We start from the raw sequence: 15263 nt of genomic DNA, 5'->3' as shown, positions 1-15263 counted from the left end.
CCGGGAAAGCGCATAAGACGACTTCTTTCGCCATGAAATTTTTTTGCTGGATTCACAACGATTTTGTTGTAGAATACCGGCGAATCCTGTAAAATGACGTTAGTTATTTTTAAAGGGAGAGTTGGTATGTATAAGGGAGTTTTTTATTTGTTCTTCGTCGTTGTTTTTTTGATTGCTTTCGTATTTTCAAACTTTAAAGACAGCTTAATCGCACACTTTTAAAATAGGTCTTTGCATCAGAACATGTACCCCCTATTTTTCATAGCTTAGTATTGTAATAAAGTTTATGGAAAGGGGATTAAAATTATGCATCACTGCAGACCGCACATGATGGCGCCGATTGTCCATCCTACTCATTGCTGTGAACACCATACGTTTTCAAATACAATCGTGCCGCACATTCACCCACAGCACACAACAAACGTAAATCACCAGCATTTCCAGCACGTTCACTACTTTCCACACACTTTCTCAAATGTTGATCCGGCTACGCATCAGCATTTTCAAGCAGGAAAACCTTGCTGCGACTACTAGTATGAAAACGTGCAGCTTGATGGTGTAACAACGCAGCACATCAAATGGGGCCCAATGGGAGCCCCATTTTTTAAAGCAGGTGAAATGATGAAGGTATTAGCAATAACAGGATATAAACCGTTTGAACTGGGGATATTTAAACAGGATGACAAGGCGCTGTATTACATAAAAAAAGCCATTAAGAACCGGCTGATTGCTTTTTTGGATGAAGGATTAGAATGGATTTTAATTTCAGGGCAGCTCGGAGCGGAACTCTGGTCGGCCGAAGCTGCATATGATTTGCAGGAAGAATACCCTGACTTAAAGGTGGCTGTTATCACCCCATTTTACGAGCAGGAAAAGAACTGGAAAGAGCCGAATAAGGAACTGTATGAAGCTGTTCTGGCCCAGGCGGATTACGAGGCAAGCCTAACTCACCGTCCTTATGAAAGCCCGCTCCAATTTAAACAAAAAAATCAGTTCTTCATTGATAAATCTGACGCGCTTATGCTTTTATATGACCCGGAAATGGATGGTTCCCCAAAGTATATGCTTGAGACAGCTGAAAAAAGACGCGAACAGGATGGCTATCCGATCTACTTTATTACCATGGATGATCTGAGAGTGACAGTAGAGGAAGACAGCTATTCATAACAAAGAAAGAGAAATTTGACAATCGTACAGATTTCTGAAAAAATATAAGATGATGATTCACGATACGAGGTGAAAAAGATGCTTGCTGATAAAGTAAAGCTTTCTGCGAAAGACATTTTAGAAAAAGAATTTAAAACAGGCGTTAGAGGTTACAAACAAGAAGACGTTGACAAATTTTTAGATATGATCATTAAGGATTATGAAACCTTCCATCAGGAAATTGAAGAACTGCAACAGGAAAATCTGCAGCTGAAAAAACAGCTTGAAGAAGCCAGCAAAAAACAGCCAGTGCAATCAAACACAACGAACTTTGATATCTTAAAACGGCTGTCTAACTTAGAAAAGCATGTTTTTGGCAGCAAGCTTTATGATTGATCTGCGCTAGTAATAAATGGCGCTTGTAAATTCCAATCAATTGTTATATAATAATTCATGTTCTTAACGTTCGGGTAATCGCTGCAGATCTTGAATCTGTAGAGGAAAGTCCATGCTCGCACGGTGCTGAGATGCCCGTAGTGTTCGTGCCTAGCGAAGTCATAAGCTAGGGCAGCCTTGATAGGCTGACGGCAGGAAAAAAGCCTACGTCCTTTGGATATGGCTGAGTATCCTTGAAAGTGCCACAGTGACGAAGTCTCACTAGAAATGGTGAGAGTGGAACGCGGTAAACCCCTCGAGCGAGAAACCCAAATTTTGGTAGGGGAACCTTCTTGACGGAATTCAACGGAGAGAAGGACAGAATGCTTTCTGTAGATAGATGATTGCCGCCTGAGTACGAGGTGATGAGCCGATTGCAGTACGACGGAACAAAACATGGCTTACAGAACGTTAGATCACTTAAATTAAATGATGAAATCAAGCTCTCCCGTCTAAGGAGAGCTTTTATCTTGATGAGAAAAGTTTTAAAAGACAGGGTGATACGATGAAGAAGTATACACTAATTGCAACAGCGCCGATGGGAATTGAAGCTGTAGTTGCAAAAGAAGTTCGTGACTTAGGATATGAATGCAAGGTTGATAACGGAAAAATTATCTTTGAAGGTGATGCGCTTGCGATTTGCCGTGCGAATCTTTGGCTGAGAACGGCAGACCGCGTAAAGGTTCAAGTTGCTACATTTAAAGCGAAAACATTTGATGAGCTGTTTGAAAAAACGAAAGCGGTTAATTGGCGCTCATTTATACCGGAGAACGGGAAATTCCCTGTCATCGGTAAATCCGTTAAATCAACACTTGCAAGCGTTCCCGACTGTCAGCGGATTGTCAAAAAAGCGATTGTTGAAAAGCTCAAGCTGCAGTCCGGCAAAGCCAATGACTGGATCGAAGAAACAGGCGCCGAATATAAGGTGGAAATTTCTTTATTGAAGGATCAGGCGGTTATTACACTTGATACGTCAGGGACAGGCCTCCACAAACGAGGATACCGCGTGGATCAGGGAGGCGCGCCCATTAAAGAAACGCTTGCTGCCGCTTTGGTGCAATTAACAAATTGGACTCCGGACCGTCCATTTGTCGATCCTTTTTGCGGTTCCGGAACGATCGCGATTGAAGCGGCATTAATCGGCCAAAATATTGCCCCAGGATTTAACCGCGATTTTGTCTCAGAGGATTGGGAGTGGATCGGTAAAGATCTGTGGGACAAAGCACGGCTTGAAGTCGAAGAAAAGGCAAACTATGATCAGCCGCTTACGATTTTCGCCAGTGACGTAGATCATCGCATGGTGCAAATTGCAAAAGAAAATGCGGAGGAAGCGGGACTGAGCGAATTAATCGAATTTAAACAATTGCAGGTAAAGGACTTCACTACAAAACTTGAGTTTGGCGTGATTGTCGGAAACCCGCCGTACGGAGAGCGTCTCGGAGAGAAAAAAGCTGTGGAGCAGATGTACAAAGAAATGGGACAGGCGTTCGAACCGCTTGATACGTGGTCTGTGTATATGCTGACTTCAAATGAAAATTTTGAGGAAGCATATGGAAGAAAAGCGACGAAGAAACGAAAGCTCTTTAATGGATTTATTAAAACGGATTACTATCAGTATTGGTCTAAAGTGAGACCTCAGCGTAAAAAAACGGAACACGCATAAAAAGAAGACGCTCTGAAGCGTCTTCTTTCATCTTTCAGCCATATTCTATCGTTACCAACGGTGCGCTTTCGCGTTACTTCTTAATATAATGTTGGTTTGGGACATTTCGGTGTGACCGTTTACTTGAGACTTAGAACGTTTAGGCCGCGTCCAATTGTGATGAAACAGTTCAGAATGCTGATCTAATCGGTCTTTATAACTCATGTCAACATCACTCCCTGATAGAATATTGTTGATAAGACGGATAGTCCATGACGGAGTATCAGTTGTAGTTTGTGCACATTTCAGTGATAACATGCGGAAAGCATGTATATAAAACGAAAAGTTCGCATACAATGATGATTATTTCAATTAGAGGTGATCTCATGCTGAACAGCGAACATTTTAATCTCATTCAAAGGGCGCTTGACGCAACCGCAAACGAGCTGAAGGAGCTCAGCAGAGCTGATGATGCGTCTCCGTCTGTGATTTCACATGCGCAAAATAATTTAGAAAAAGCGGTAGAACATATTCATTCAACAGACCATCCTTTTTTATCCTCGCATGTGATCAACCGAAAGTAATTCACAAAAAGCTTGGCACTGCCAAGTTTTTTTATTGTATTCAGCAGCGGGAAATGATAATATTGATGGTCTGAATGCCGAATAGTTGGGGGTTGGAACTGGGTGACAACATCACGTTTGCCTTTTTCTTTAACGAAAACAAAGAATTTTTATGAAGAATTGAACAATTGGATTGGTGACGTGTTTTACGATATTCTTCCCGAAAAAGGGTTTGATCTTCGAGATGAGCAGGTGTTCATGGCTTTTCAGCTGGAACGGGCGTTTAAAGAGAAAAAAGTCATGTTTGCCGAAGCCGGAGTTGGAACGGGGAAAACACTTGTTTACCTTCTTTTTGCGATCAGCTATGCAAGATATGTCGGAAAACCGGCCATTATTGCTTGTGCTGATGAAACGTTAATCGAACAGCTCGTGAAAAAAGAGGGAGACATTTCGAAACTGGCTGAACATTTGGATCTAAAGATTGATACAAGGCTATCGAAATCACATGAGCAGTATCTATGCTTGAAAAAGCTTGAAAAAACAATGCAGCGATCTGATGATGAAAAGTGGCTTGATCTTTATGAAGCTTTACCGTCATTTGTCCATGAGTCACAGGCCATGCAGCGGTTCTATCCGTATGGCGACCGAAAGCAATACGCGAACCTTTCAAATGAAGAATGGTCGCAAGTAAGCTACGACTCGTTTCAAGATTGCCTGACATGTGATATGAGACATAGATGCGGCTTGACGCTATCAAGAGATTATTATCGCAAGTCAACAGACTTGATCATTTGTTCACATGATTTCTATATGGAACATGTATGGACGGAAGAATCGCGCAAGCGGGAGGGACAGCTGCCGCTGCTGCCTGATCATAGTGCGGTTGTATTTGATGAAGGGCATCTGTTAGAGTTTGCCGCGCAAAAAGCGTTAACCTACAGAGTCAAGCAATCAACTCTCGAATTATTTTTAGAACGTTTGCTTCAAAATGACATTAGAGAAGAATTTGCTGAATTGATAGAAGATGCACTTGCTGCAAACGACGAGTTTTTCTATGTTCTTTCTGAAGAATCAAGAGAAGTGGCCGGGTCGCACCGTTTGGAAATAAAGAATGATCAGCGTGTCAAAAAAGCGGCGGACGAGCTGTGCCGTTTGCTTGATAAAATTGGTGAAGCACTCGTATTTGAGTCAGAAATGTACACCATTGATCAATACGAGCTGTCAGTCGTTGAGGAATATGTAGAGCAAATGGCGTATTCACTATCTTTATATCAAAAGGATGCGATCAGCTGGCTGGAGCAAAAGGAAGCGGAATCCACTTTTGTCGTGATGCCGAGAACAGTAGCAGAAGTGCTTGGCGAGAAAGTGTTTTCAAAGAAAATTCCGTATATCTTTTCTTCTGCAACGCTGTCAGAAGGCGGTTCGTTTGACTACATTGCGGACAGTCTGGGAATTCACGATTACTTATCGTTAACGGTTGATTCTCCTTATGATTATGACGAACAAATGACTGTTACCCTTTATGGGAAAACAGAAATGAGCGCTGAACAAAAAACAGCTCAAACAATAGAGACAATTAAGCACTATAAAGGCAGAACGCTGGTGCTCTTCCCGTCTTTTGAGGAATTAAACGAGTTTAAAGAGCTCGCAGCTGCTTGGGAACTGCCGTATCCGATTTACTTTGAAGGCGACGAGGAAATCAGCAGCTTAGTAGAAAAGTTCCAAGGGGAAGAGGAGACAGTTTTATGTTCAGTTCACCTATGGGAAGGGCTTGATATTCCTGGTGACGCACTGAAGAATGTCACGATCTGGTCATTGCCGTTTCCGCCTCATGACCCTGTATTTACGGCAAAACGCAATAGCGCGAGAAAAGACCCATTTGAAGAGGTTGACCTTCCGTATATGCTGTTGCGCGTGCGACAGGGGATTGGCCGCCTGATTCGCTCAAATCAAGATAACGGCTCGATTCATATTTATGCGGGCGGAGAAAATGAACGCATCATTGATGAGGTGAAAAAGGTTTTACCTGTTGAACCGCTTACGATGTAATCGCGAAAAAGCTGATGATCTATGATCATCAGCTTTTTCTTTTGGTCAGCGGGCAAGCCAGCCGCCGTCTACTGCTAAAATATGTCCATTGATATAATCAGATGCGCGAGACGCCAGAAAAACAGCCGTCCCGCCGATATCATCAGCTTTGCCCCAGCGGCCGGCTGGAATCCTTTTTAAAATGTCTTCATTTCGCTTTTCATCATCCCGGATAGGCTGTGTATTGGCAGTGGATATATAGCCAGGCGCTATCGCGTTAACTTGTACGCCGGATGCGGCCCATTCATTTGCAAACGATTTTGTTAAACCAGCAACGGCATGCTTGCTTGCTGTATAGGCCGGAACAAGAATACCGCCTTGAAAAGAGAGGAGAGAGGCAATATTGATAACCTTCCCATGGCCTCTTTTCAGCATGTGTTTACCGGCAAGCTGTGTCAGGATAAACAAGCTGTTTAGGTTCACATTCAGCACGTTATGCCAATTCTCTTCAGCGAAAGTGTCCGCTTTTTCCCGGTGAATAATGCCGGCGTTATTGACAAGGATGTCGATTTGCTGTGTTTCAAACAGTTCAGCCGCTGTATCCTTTATTGCATCAGGCTTGCTCATATCCAATGTAAAGGAAGTGAATGTGCGGCCTTCTTGTTCTACAAGCTGCTGTGTTTCTGAGAGGCTGCTTTTATGTGATGTGCCGATAATATCAGCACCGGCGCCTGCCAGCGCTTTGGCGATTCCTTGGCCGATTCCCGTACCCGGTCCTGTTACCAGTGCCGTTTTTCCTTCTAATGAAAATGCCTCTTGCAGATAACTCATCTTATTTCAGCCCATCCATCGGCACAAGATCCATGTCCGTAAATGTGTAGTTTTCACCAGCCATTGCCCACACAAAACTGTAGTTAGATGTTCCTGCGCCAGAATGAATGGACCAGGCAGGAGAAAGGACAGCCTGTTCATTTCCGACAACAAGGTGGCGTGTTTCATTCGGCTGACCCATGAAGTGAAAAACCTTTGAATCCTTCTCAAGATCAAGATAGAGATAAGCCTCCATCCGGCGATCATGAACGTGTGCCGGCATGGTGTTCCAGTTATTGTTTTCGTCTAGCATTGTGATTCCCATCATCAGCTGACAGCTTTGAATGCCATCTTGATGAATGACTTTGTACAGGCTTCTTACATTTGATGCTGCTGCGTCGCCGAGCCGGTCCGGTGTCAGTTCAGAAAGAGCGGCTTTTTGCGTCGGATAGCTTTGATGCGCGCCCGAGGAGACGAAGTAAAACTTTGCTGTTTCTCCGTTCAGGCTTTTAAATGCTACATCCCGATTGCCCATCCCGATATATAGAAAATCCTTTGTTTGAAGCACATATTCATCATCGCCGACTTTCACCGCACCAGGCTGGCCGACGTTAATAATACCGATTTCTCGCCGTTCCAGAAAAAAGTCAGTTTTAAGAAAGTCTCCGGCATCAAGCTTCAGTTCGCTCTGTCCGGGTGCTGCACCGCCAATCACAACGCGGTCTTCATGGGAGTAATACATGGTCAGCTTATTTTCCGTAAATAACGTGTCCATTAAAAAATGACTGCGAAGCTCCTCGGTTGTAAAGCGTTTTACTTGTTCAGGGTGTACAGAATAACGATTTTCCATTGGATTTCCCCCTTGGTTAGGATTTCAGCATCACTTGAATGAAAATATTTTGGTAACGGTTTCAAAGAAAATTTTAGGATAAATAGAGAAAAGAGTCAACGTAAATTTTGTGAATAAGCACATTATTAAAAAAATACTTTTCAATTTTTTAAAATATGGTATTCTTGTGTTGTAACGGTTTTGAAATCGGTTTCAAATTATAAGACGATACAGGAGCACTTGAATGAAAAAGAAAACAACAGGCCATATCACCATCAAAGACGTAGCTGAATTTGCAGGAGTATCAAAATCAACCGTTTCTCGTTATATCAACGGGAAAATCGACGCGATTTCTCCTGAAAAGGTAAAAAACATAAAAAAAGCAATCGCTGAATTGAATTATCGGCCGAGTAAGATGGCACAAGGTTTGAAAATAAAAAAAAGCAAATTAATCGGATTTGTTGTAGCCGACATTACAAATCCCTTTTCAGTCGCAGCATTTAGGGGAGTTGAAGAGGTTTGTGATCAATATGGCTACAGCATCATGGTGTGCAACACTGATAACAGTCCTGAAAAAGAACGGGAAATGCTGCTAAAGCTCGAAGCGCATTCTGTAGAAGGGCTGATTTTAAATGCAACGGGGGAAAACAAGGATATTTTATATTCCTTTGCCGAACATCAGGTTCCGACAGTATTAATTGACCGCAAATTGCCGGATCTAAAATTGGATACCGTAACGACTGACAACAGAAGGATAACTGAAGAGATCCTCCAGCAGATTTACAGCAAAGGGTACACAGATGTCGCGCTGTTTACCGAACCGATTGCATCCATCAGCCCCCGGGCGGAGAGAGCAGCTGTTTATCAGGAGATTGCCGCGGTGCGAAATGTGGATGGAATCAAGCGAATGTATGAAATTGATGTCAAAGACAAGAAGCAGCTTGAGAAGGCGCTACGCTCTTTTATCAACGAGATGCCTGAGCAAAGAAAAGCGATTCTTGCTTTAAATGGCTTGATTATGCTAAAGATTATCAGCTGTATGGAAGAAATAGGGCTGCGCATTCCCCAAGATACAGGGATTGCCGGATTCGATGATACGGAATGGTATAAACTCATCGGCCCGGGCATTACAACGATCGCCCAGCCGTCACATGATATGGGCAAGACGGCGATGGAACGCGTATTAAAAAGGATTGAAGGTGACGAGGGAGCGCCTCAAACCATCGAATTAGAGGCAAAAGTCATCATGAGAAAGTCACTTTAATCCAAGGTGCCCTCAACGAAGGGGAGGTTGGGAAATGAAGCTTGATGCAGTTACTTTCGGCGAATCGATGGCCATGTTTTATGCAAATGAGTATGGAGGCCTTCATGAAGCTTCCACATTCTCAAAAGGACTGGCCGGGGCAGAAAGCAATGTGGCTTGCGGTCTGGCCAGACTTGGCTTCCAAATGGGCTGGATGAGCAAAGTCGGCAATGATCAGCTCGGAACATTTATTCTTCAGGAGCTGAAAAAAGAGGGAGTGGATGTGTCTCGCGTGATCCGGTCTCAGGGTGGAAATCCAACGGGGCTGCTGCTGAAGTCCAAAGTGAAAGAAGGCGATCCTGTGGTAACGTATTACAGGAAAAACTCAGCTGCAAGCACTTTAACAGCTGCTGAATACCCAAGAGACTATTTTCAAAGCGCTGGCCATCTGCATGTTACGGGTATACCCCCGGCTTTGTCTGCCGATATGAAAGACTTCACCTATTATGTAATGAAAGACATGAAACAGGCTGGAAAAACCATCTCATTAGATCCTAACCTAAGACCCGCTCTTTGGCCTGATCAAGCAACAATGGCACATACGATTAATGATTTGGCGGGGCTTTCGGATTGGTTCCTCCCTGGAATCGCAGAGGGAGAGCTATTGACTGGCGAAAAAACGCCTGAAGGCATTGCGGATTTTTATCTTGAAAAAGGTGTAAGCTTTGTCGCTGTTAAACTTGGAAAAGAAGGCGCTTACTTTAGATCAAAGGAAAGTGAAGGATATACAGAGGGCTGCCGGGTTGATCAGGTCGTTGACACAGTCGGTGCCGGAGACGGCTTTGCTGTCGGCGTCATCAGTGGAATTCTTGATGGCTTGCCGTACAAGGATGCAGTGCAAAGGGGGAATGCGATTGGCGCATTGCAAGTTCAGGCACCGGGGGACATGGACGGTTTGCCGACAAGGGAAAAACTAGCCGCATTTTTATCTGCTCAAAGAACGGTTCACCATAAGAAAGGGGATTGTTAAATATGGAGTCCAATGGAGTAGAAAACCGTCTGAAAGAAGCCAGGCTGATTGCAGTCATTCGTTCAAAGGATAAACAGCAGGCCTGTCAGCAGATTGAGAGTTTAATAAATAAAGGGATTCGAGCAATTGAAGTCACTTATACGACACCTGGAGCTTCTGCTATTATTGAGTCCTACAGAAATCGGGAGGATGTCTTAATCGGCGCGGGCACGGTCATCACTGCGCAGCAGGCGGGAGAAGCTGCGGAAGCAGGAGCACAATTTATTGTCAGTCCGGGTTTTTCAACAGATCTTGCTGAACACCTATCGTTTGTGAAGACGCATTATATCCCTGGCGTACTGACACCGAGCGAAATTATGGAAGCGCTGACATGCGGATTTACTACATTAAAGCTGTTTCCAAGCGGTGTATTCGGCATCCCTTTCATGAAAAATTTAGCGGGCCCTTTTCCTCAGGTTACTTTTATACCGACTGGCGGAATCCATCCGTCTGAGGTTCCGGAATGGCTCAAGGCAGGAGCTGGTGCCGTCGGAGTCGGAAGCCAGCTGGAAAGCTGTTCAAAAGAGGATTTACAGGCTGTTTTCCAAGTGTAGCCACATAAGGGGTATTGTTTTTCCATAACCGGAGGATGGGAGAATATAAATGAAAATCAAAGCGACAATTGAACGGGTACCTGGCGGAATGATGATTATTCCGCTGTTTCTGGGAGCAGCGCTCAATACGTTTGCGCCTGGAACAGCAGAGTTCTTTGGAGGGTTTACCGGCGCGCTTATTACAGGAACCCTTCCTATACTAGGCGTTTTTATCTTTTGCGTTGGAGCGACGATTGATTTCCGTTCCTCAGGCTATATTGCAAGAAAAGGGATTACCTTATTATTGGGAAAGATTGGGTTTGCGGCACTGCTTGGTGTGATTGCGGCTCAATTTATACCCGATGAAGGCATACAATCCGGGTTTTTTGCAGGTCTTTCTGTTCTAGCCATTGTTGCAGTGATGAATGAAACCAACGGCGGCCTCTATTTGGCGCTCATGAATCATATGGGCAGAAAAGAAGATGCCGGCGCATTCGCGTTTATCAGTACAGAATCTGGGCCTTTTATGACCATGGTTACGTTCGGTGTCACCGGACTGGCTGCTTTTCCTTGGGAAACGCTGGCAGCAACAGTCATTCCGTTTTTGCTCGGCTGCATTCTTGGAAATCTTGATCATGATCTCAGAGATTTATTCAGCAAGGTTGTGCCGGCAATCATTCCGTTTTTTGCATTTTCACTTGGCAACACTTTAAATTTTGGAATGCTGATTCAGTCAGGGCTATTAGGCATTTTGATCGGTGTATCTGTTGTCATCTTATCCGGCGGTTCCTTGTTTTTGCTTGATCGTTTCATTGCCCGGGGAGACGGTGTCGCGGGAGTGGCAGCTTCATCAACAGCGGGAGCGGCTGTCGCTGTGCCATACGCATTAGCGGAAGCGAATTCTGCGTTTGCCCCTGTAGCTGAATCTGCAACTGCAATCATTGCGACAAGCGTCATTGTCACCTCTTTGTTAACACCTCTGGCTACAGTTTGGGTGGATAAAAAAATCAATGCGAAAAAACGAAAAACACCGCCGCCCAAAAATCAAATGACAATAAATTGAGTGATGAAGGCTGCCGTCAACTAGACCGGCAGCCTTTTATACAAACAATTTGACTTTCAAACACCCTTCCAGTAGCCTGTAATGGAACGGCTAGAATAGGGAGGGAATGGATATGGAGATACATACATACGAAAAGGAATTTTTTGATCTTTTAAAGAGAATCTCACATTATAGTGAAGCGGTTGCCTTAATGCATTGGGACTCCAGAACAGGCGCCCCGAAAAATGGCTCAGAGGACCGTGCTGAAAGCATCGGTCAGCTTTCAACAGATATATTCAATATTCAGACATCAGATCGAATGAAGGAGCTTATTGATGTGCTTTATGAACGGTTTGATGATTTGTCTGAAGATACGAAAAAGGCTGTAGAGCTGGCGAAAAAAGAGTATGAAGAAAACAAAAAAATCCCTGAAGCAGAATATAGGGAATATGTTATTCTTTGTTCTAAGGCTGAGACGGCGTGGGAGGAAGCGAAAGGAAAATCTGATTTCAGTTTGTTTGCCCCTTATTTGGAGGAACTGATCGAATACAATAAACGATTTATTGAAAATTGGGGTTATGAAGAGCATCCTTATAATGCATTGCTTGATTTGTTTGAACCGGGTGTGACGGTCAAGGTGCTTGATCAGCTGTTTTCTGAACTGAAAGAAGCGATCATACCTCTTATTAAACAAGTGTCAGCCTCAGGGAATAAGCCGGATACAAGCTTTATCAATGAAGTGTTCCCTAAGGAAAAACAAAAAGAACTCAGCCTTTATTTCCTGCAAGAGCTCGGCTACGATTTTGACGGCGGAAGGCTCGATGAAACCGTTCATCCATTTGCGACGACAATGAACCGCGGGGATGTTCGGGTGACGACGAGATACGATGAAAAAGATTTCCGGACGGCTATTTTTGGAACAATTCATGAATGCGGTCACGCGATCTACGAGCAAAATATTGACGAAGCGCTGAGCGGGACGAATTTATCAGATGGTGCTTCAATGGGAATCCATGAATCTCAGTCACTATTTTACGAGAATTTTATTGGACGCAACAAGCATTTCTGGACACCATACTATCAGAAAATACAAGAAGCGTCTCCTGAACAGTTCCGCAACATATCGCTTGATGATTTTGTTAGGGCTGTCAACGAATCAAAACCCTCATTTATCAGAGTTGAAGCGGATGAATTGACGTATCCTTTGCATATTATTATTCGTTATGAAATAGAAAAAGCGATTTTCAGCAATGAAGTATCTGTGGAAGAACTGCCTACCCTTTGGAATCAAAAATATCAGGATTATTTAGGTATTACTCCTTCTGAGGATGCAGAGGGAATCCTGCAGGATGTTCACTGGGCGGGTGGAGATTTTGGCTACTTCCCATCGTATGCACTTGGTTATATGTATGCAGCGCAGCTGAAACATAAAATGCTCGATGATCTGCCTGAATTTGATACTCTCCTGGAAAGAGGGGAGTTTCATCCGATTAAACAATGGCTGACGGAAAGAGTGCACATTCACGGAAAACGGAAAAAGCCATTAGACATTATTAAAGAAGCAACAGGTGAAGAGCTGAATGTACGTTACCTGATTGATTATTTGCAAAATAAATACTCAAATCTGTATTTATCTTAATGAAAAAGCCTGGCGTTTCAAACGTCAGGCTAATTTATTATCGAAATATTCAATAAAAAACGAATGATCTTTTCGAAAAAAGAATTAAAGTTCGGAAATTTTTATTTTTCATCTATGCAAAAGGTTGGAATCTTGATATAATTTGTAACAATATGATAGGAACACTCATATAATCGCGTGGATATGGCACGCAAGTTTCTACCGGGCACCGTAAATGTCCGACTATGAGTGAGCAATGAGACCGGACGTATACGGTTTTTTGTTATTTCAGCATTGCTTGCTCTTTGTTTTGAGCGGGTAATGCTTTTTTTATTATCTGAACGGAGGTATGACAAGATGGAAGCACTGAAACGAAAAATAGAAGAAGAGGGCGTCGTTTTATCAGATCAGGTATTGAAAGTGGATGCTTTTTTAAATCATCAAATTGATCCGCTGCTCATGAAGAAAATCGGTGACGAGTTTGCCGCCAGATTTGAGAAAGACGGAGTAACAAAAATAGTTACAATTGAATCATCCGGAATTGCTCCGGCCGTAATGGCTGGTTTACAAATGGGTGTGCCAGTCGTATTCGCGAGAAAACATAAGTCTTTAACGCTCACTGACAATTTGCTGACATCGTCTGTATATTCCTTTACGAAGCAAACAGAAAGCCAAATCGCAGTATCGGGAAATCATCTGTCAGATCAGGATCACGTGTTGATTATCGATGACTTTTTGGCAAATGGACAAGCAGCACTTGGACTGGCATCGATCGTAAAGCAAGCTGGAGCTTCTGTCGCGGGACTTGGCATTGTCATTGAAAAATCCTTTCAGCCGGGAAGAGAAGAGCTTGTGAAGCTTGGCTATCGGGTGGAATCTTTGGCGAGAATTGAATCTTTAGCAGAAGGAAAAGTATCTTTTGTACAGGAGGTTCGTTCATGAAAAACGGATTCGGCAAAACGCTGTCACTAGGGATCCAGCATGTGCTCGCCATGTACGCAGGCGCCATTGTCGTTCCCCTGATTGTGGGGAAGGCGATGGGGCTGACGGCGGAGCAGTTGACCTACTTGGTGTCGATTGATATTTTTATGTGCGGTGTGGCTACACTTCTTCAAGTTTGGAGCAATCGGTTTTTCGGCATCGGGCTTCCAGTTGTGCTTGGCTGCACATTTACCGCTGTGTCACCAATGATTGCGATAGGCTCCGAATACGGGGTTTCCGCTGTTTATGGAAGTATTATCGCCTCAGGTATTCTTGTGATTCTCATTTCGTTTTTCTTTGGAAAGCTCGTCTCGTTTTTCCCGCCTGTTGTTACAGGTTCTGTCGTTACCATCATTGGTATTACGCTTATGCCGGTGGCCATGAATAATATAGCCGGCGGGGAAGGAAGTCCGGACTTCGGTGATCTTTCTAATCTTGCTCTCGCTTTGATCGTTTTAAGCATCATCGTGCTTCTATACCGTTTTACAACAGGATTTATCAAGTCCATCTCCATTTTGATCGGGATTTTGATTGGGACATTTATCGCGTATTTTATGGGAAAAGTTCAATTTGATAATGTCTCAGACGCAGCCTTTGTTCAAATAATTCAGCCGTTTTATTTCGGCGCACCGTCTTTTCATGCGGCCCCTATCATTACAATGTCCATCGTCGCCCTCGTCAGCCTTGTAGAGTCAACAGGCGTTTACTTTGCTTTAGGCGATCTGACCAACCGCCGTCTGTCAGAAAAGGACTTATCCAGAGGGTATCGTGCAGAAGGACTGGCTGTTTTACTGGGCGGCATATTTAACGCATTTCCTTACACTGCATTTTCTCAAAATGTCGGACTTGTCCAGCTGACAGGAATCAAGAAAAATGCAGTGATTGTGGTGACAGGCGTGCTTCTAATGGCTTTTGGCCTGTTTCCCAAAATCGCTGCTTTTACGACAATCATTCCATCTGCCGTGTTAGGCGGAGCGATGGTGGCCATGTTTGGAATGGTCATTGCTTATGGCATCAAAATGCTCAGCCGAATTGATTTTGCAAAGCAGGAAAACCTGCTGATCGTTGCCTGCTCAGTTGGGCTAGGTCTCGGTGTGACAGTTGTGCCGGACATTTTTAAACAGCTTCCAAGTGCCTTAACGCTTCTTACAACAAACGGCATTGTTGCCGGCAGCTTTACGGCTGTTGTCTTGAATATGATATATAATATGTTTTCGAAAGCTGAAAAAACAGAACAGAAAGCTGATGTCAATCAGCAAAAAACAGCAGTGTAAACTCCGCTACGGCGGAGTTTTTTGCATATAAAAAAGAAAGTTGCGGCACA

17 protein-coding genes, 1 other RNA gene and 1 riboswitch are annotated in these 15263 nt (G+C 43.7%); of the genes, 15 read left to right on the top strand and 3 right to left on the bottom strand.

The annotated features are described in order from the left end of the window. Positions 1-93: 93 nt before the first annotated feature. The 6 genes from NSU16_RS10945 (at position 94) to NSU16_RS10920 (ending at position 3244) form a co-directional block, all read left to right on the top strand. Positions 94-222, top strand: a complete 129-nt coding sequence (locus tag NSU16_RS10945; protein WP_003230707.1) for a hypothetical protein — start codon at positions 94-96, stop codon at positions 220-222. Between the two features lie 84 nt (positions 223-306). After that, complete coding sequence (gene cotD / locus NSU16_RS10940; RefSeq protein WP_010334694.1) at positions 307-534, top strand: spore coat protein CotD; 228 nt, start codon at positions 307-309, stop codon at positions 532-534. 87 nt (positions 535-621) lie between these two features. Then, positions 622-1167 carry a DUF1273 domain-containing protein gene (locus NSU16_RS10935; protein WP_286059902.1) on the top strand — a complete coding sequence of 182 codons (546 nt, stop codon included), beginning with the start codon at positions 622-624 and terminating at the stop codon, positions 1165-1167. A gap of 78 nt (positions 1168-1245) precedes the next feature. Next, positions 1246-1542 (top strand): cell division regulator GpsB, encoded by a 297-nt coding sequence (gene gpsB / locus NSU16_RS10930; RefSeq protein ID WP_010334692.1) that lies wholly within the window; start codon positions 1246-1248, stop codon positions 1540-1542. A gap of 66 nt (positions 1543-1608) precedes the next feature. Continuing rightward, positions 1609-1990: RNase P RNA component class B (rnpB, locus tag NSU16_RS10925), an RNA gene on the top strand. A gap of 96 nt (positions 1991-2086) precedes the next feature. Continuing rightward, complete coding sequence (locus NSU16_RS10920; RefSeq protein ID WP_168748100.1) at positions 2087-3244, top strand: class I SAM-dependent RNA methyltransferase; 1158 nt, start codon at positions 2087-2089, stop codon at positions 3242-3244. A 51-nt stretch (positions 3245-3295) separates the two neighbouring features. On the opposite strand, the gene NSU16_RS10915 is transcribed toward NSU16_RS10920, so the two are convergent. Then, positions 3296-3448, bottom strand: coding sequence for a YpzG family protein (locus NSU16_RS10915; RefSeq protein ID WP_003153548.1), 153 nt, complete (start codon positions 3446-3448; stop codon positions 3296-3298). A gap of 161 nt (positions 3449-3609) precedes the next feature. Between NSU16_RS10915 and NSU16_RS10910 the strand changes: the two genes are divergently transcribed. Next, on the top strand, positions 3610-3807 hold the full coding sequence (locus NSU16_RS10910; protein ID WP_026014731.1) for a hypothetical protein: 198 nt from the start codon (positions 3610-3612) through the stop codon (positions 3805-3807). A 102-nt stretch (positions 3808-3909) separates the two neighbouring features. After that, on the top strand, positions 3910-5835 hold the full coding sequence (locus NSU16_RS10905; RefSeq protein ID WP_229147131.1) for an ATP-dependent DNA helicase: 1926 nt from the start codon (positions 3910-3912) through the stop codon (positions 5833-5835). A 45-nt stretch (positions 5836-5880) separates the two neighbouring features. Here NSU16_RS10905 and kduD read toward each other — a convergent pair whose 3' ends face one another. Both kduD and kduI read right to left on the bottom strand, forming a co-directional pair. Further along, the gene (gene kduD, locus NSU16_RS10900; RefSeq protein ID WP_168748098.1) at positions 5881-6645 is read right to left on the bottom strand and encodes a 2-dehydro-3-deoxy-D-gluconate 5-dehydrogenase KduD; all 765 of its coding nucleotides are present in this window, start codon (positions 6643-6645) and stop codon (positions 5881-5883) included. 1 nt (position 6646) lies between these two features. Beyond that, the gene (gene kduI, locus NSU16_RS10895) at positions 6647-7474 is read right to left on the bottom strand and encodes a 5-dehydro-4-deoxy-D-glucuronate isomerase (RefSeq protein ID WP_268450959.1); all 828 of its coding nucleotides are present in this window, start codon (positions 7472-7474) and stop codon (positions 6647-6649) included. Positions 7475-7697: 223 nt separating this feature from the next. Between kduI and NSU16_RS10890 the strand changes: the two genes are divergently transcribed. From NSU16_RS10890 to pbuX, 7 genes are all read left to right on the top strand, one after another. Then, positions 7698-8717 (top strand): LacI family DNA-binding transcriptional regulator, encoded by a 1020-nt coding sequence (locus NSU16_RS10890; protein WP_168748097.1) that lies wholly within the window; start codon positions 7698-7700, stop codon positions 8715-8717. Positions 8718-8751: 34 nt separating this feature from the next. Further along, positions 8752-9726 carry a 2-dehydro-3-deoxygluconokinase gene (gene kdgK, locus NSU16_RS10885; RefSeq protein WP_168748096.1) on the top strand — a complete coding sequence of 325 codons (975 nt, stop codon included), beginning with the start codon at positions 8752-8754 and terminating at the stop codon, positions 9724-9726. Positions 9727-9728: 2 nt separating this feature from the next. Continuing rightward, entirely contained in the window at positions 9729-10319 is a 591-nt protein-coding gene (gene eda / locus NSU16_RS10880) for a bifunctional 4-hydroxy-2-oxoglutarate aldolase/2-dehydro-3-deoxy-phosphogluconate aldolase (protein WP_010334681.1), read from the top strand. A gap of 49 nt (positions 10320-10368) precedes the next feature. Further along, complete coding sequence (gene kdgT / locus NSU16_RS10875) at positions 10369-11361, top strand: 2-keto-3-deoxygluconate transporter (protein ID WP_010334680.1); 993 nt, start codon at positions 10369-10371, stop codon at positions 11359-11361. Positions 11362-11473: 112 nt separating this feature from the next. After that, positions 11474-12979, top strand: coding sequence for a carboxypeptidase (gene ypwA, locus NSU16_RS10870; RefSeq protein ID WP_339190811.1), 1506 nt, complete (start codon positions 11474-11476; stop codon positions 12977-12979). A 145-nt stretch (positions 12980-13124) separates the two neighbouring features. Further along, positions 13125-13224: riboswitch (purine riboswitch) on the top strand. A gap of 91 nt (positions 13225-13315) precedes the next feature. Further along, complete coding sequence (gene xpt, locus NSU16_RS10865; RefSeq protein WP_010334678.1) at positions 13316-13900, top strand: xanthine phosphoribosyltransferase; 585 nt, start codon at positions 13316-13318, stop codon at positions 13898-13900. Next, a complete protein-coding gene (pbuX, locus tag NSU16_RS10860; protein WP_268450975.1) occupies positions 13897-15213 on the top strand; it encodes a xanthine permease PbuX in 1317 nt (438 codons plus the stop codon). The genes xpt and pbuX overlap by 4 nt, the downstream gene beginning before the upstream one ends. The last annotated feature ends 50 nt before the right edge of the window (positions 15214-15263 follow it).

The sequence above is a fragment of the Bacillus sp. FSL K6-1003 genome (assembly GCF_037964945.1).
GTDB classification, from domain to species: domain Bacteria; phylum Bacillota; class Bacilli; order Bacillales; family Bacillaceae; genus Bacillus; species Bacillus mojavensis.
The sequence above is the reverse complement of the archived record's forward strand: the minus strand, read 5'-3'. Positions and strand labels throughout refer to the sequence as shown.

What these genes read in the sequence shown, in the direction of transcription:
- xpt (WP_010334678.1), top strand. Translation starts at nt 13,316, where the DNA reads ATGGAAGCACTGAAACGAAAAATAGAAGAAGAGGGCGTCGTTTTATCA.
- NSU16_RS10915 (WP_003153548.1), bottom strand. Translation starts at nt 3,448, where the DNA reads ATGAGTTATAAAGACCGATTAGATCAGCATTCTGAACTGTTTCATCAC.
- NSU16_RS10935 (WP_286059902.1), top strand. Translation starts at nt 622, where the DNA reads ATGAAGGTATTAGCAATAACAGGATATAAACCGTTTGAACTGGGGATA.
- kdgT (WP_010334680.1), top strand. Translation starts at nt 10,369, where the DNA reads ATGAAAATCAAAGCGACAATTGAACGGGTACCTGGCGGAATGATGATT.
- NSU16_RS10945 (WP_003230707.1), top strand. Translation starts at nt 94, where the DNA reads ATGACGTTAGTTATTTTTAAAGGGAGAGTTGGTATGTATAAGGGAGTT.
- NSU16_RS10910 (WP_026014731.1), top strand. Translation starts at nt 3,610, where the DNA reads ATGCTGAACAGCGAACATTTTAATCTCATTCAAAGGGCGCTTGACGCA.
- eda (WP_010334681.1), top strand. Translation starts at nt 9,729, where the DNA reads ATGGAGTCCAATGGAGTAGAAAACCGTCTGAAAGAAGCCAGGCTGATT.
- cotD (WP_010334694.1), top strand. Translation starts at nt 307, where the DNA reads ATGCATCACTGCAGACCGCACATGATGGCGCCGATTGTCCATCCTACT.
- pbuX (WP_268450975.1), top strand. Translation starts at nt 13,897, where the DNA reads ATGAAAAACGGATTCGGCAAAACGCTGTCACTAGGGATCCAGCATGTG.
- gpsB (WP_010334692.1), top strand. Translation starts at nt 1,246, where the DNA reads ATGCTTGCTGATAAAGTAAAGCTTTCTGCGAAAGACATTTTAGAAAAA.
- kduI (WP_268450959.1), bottom strand. Translation starts at nt 7,474, where the DNA reads ATGGAAAATCGTTATTCTGTACACCCTGAACAAGTAAAACGCTTTACA.
- NSU16_RS10890 (WP_168748097.1), top strand. Translation starts at nt 7,698, where the DNA reads ATGAAAAAGAAAACAACAGGCCATATCACCATCAAAGACGTAGCTGAA.
- kdgK (WP_168748096.1), top strand. Translation starts at nt 8,752, where the DNA reads ATGAAGCTTGATGCAGTTACTTTCGGCGAATCGATGGCCATGTTTTAT.
- kduD (WP_168748098.1), bottom strand. Translation starts at nt 6,645, where the DNA reads ATGAGTTATCTGCAAGAGGCATTTTCATTAGAAGGAAAAACGGCACTG.
- NSU16_RS10920 (WP_168748100.1), top strand. Translation starts at nt 2,087, where the DNA reads ATGAAGAAGTATACACTAATTGCAACAGCGCCGATGGGAATTGAAGCT.
- ypwA (WP_339190811.1), top strand. Translation starts at nt 11,474, where the DNA reads ATGGAGATACATACATACGAAAAGGAATTTTTTGATCTTTTAAAGAGA.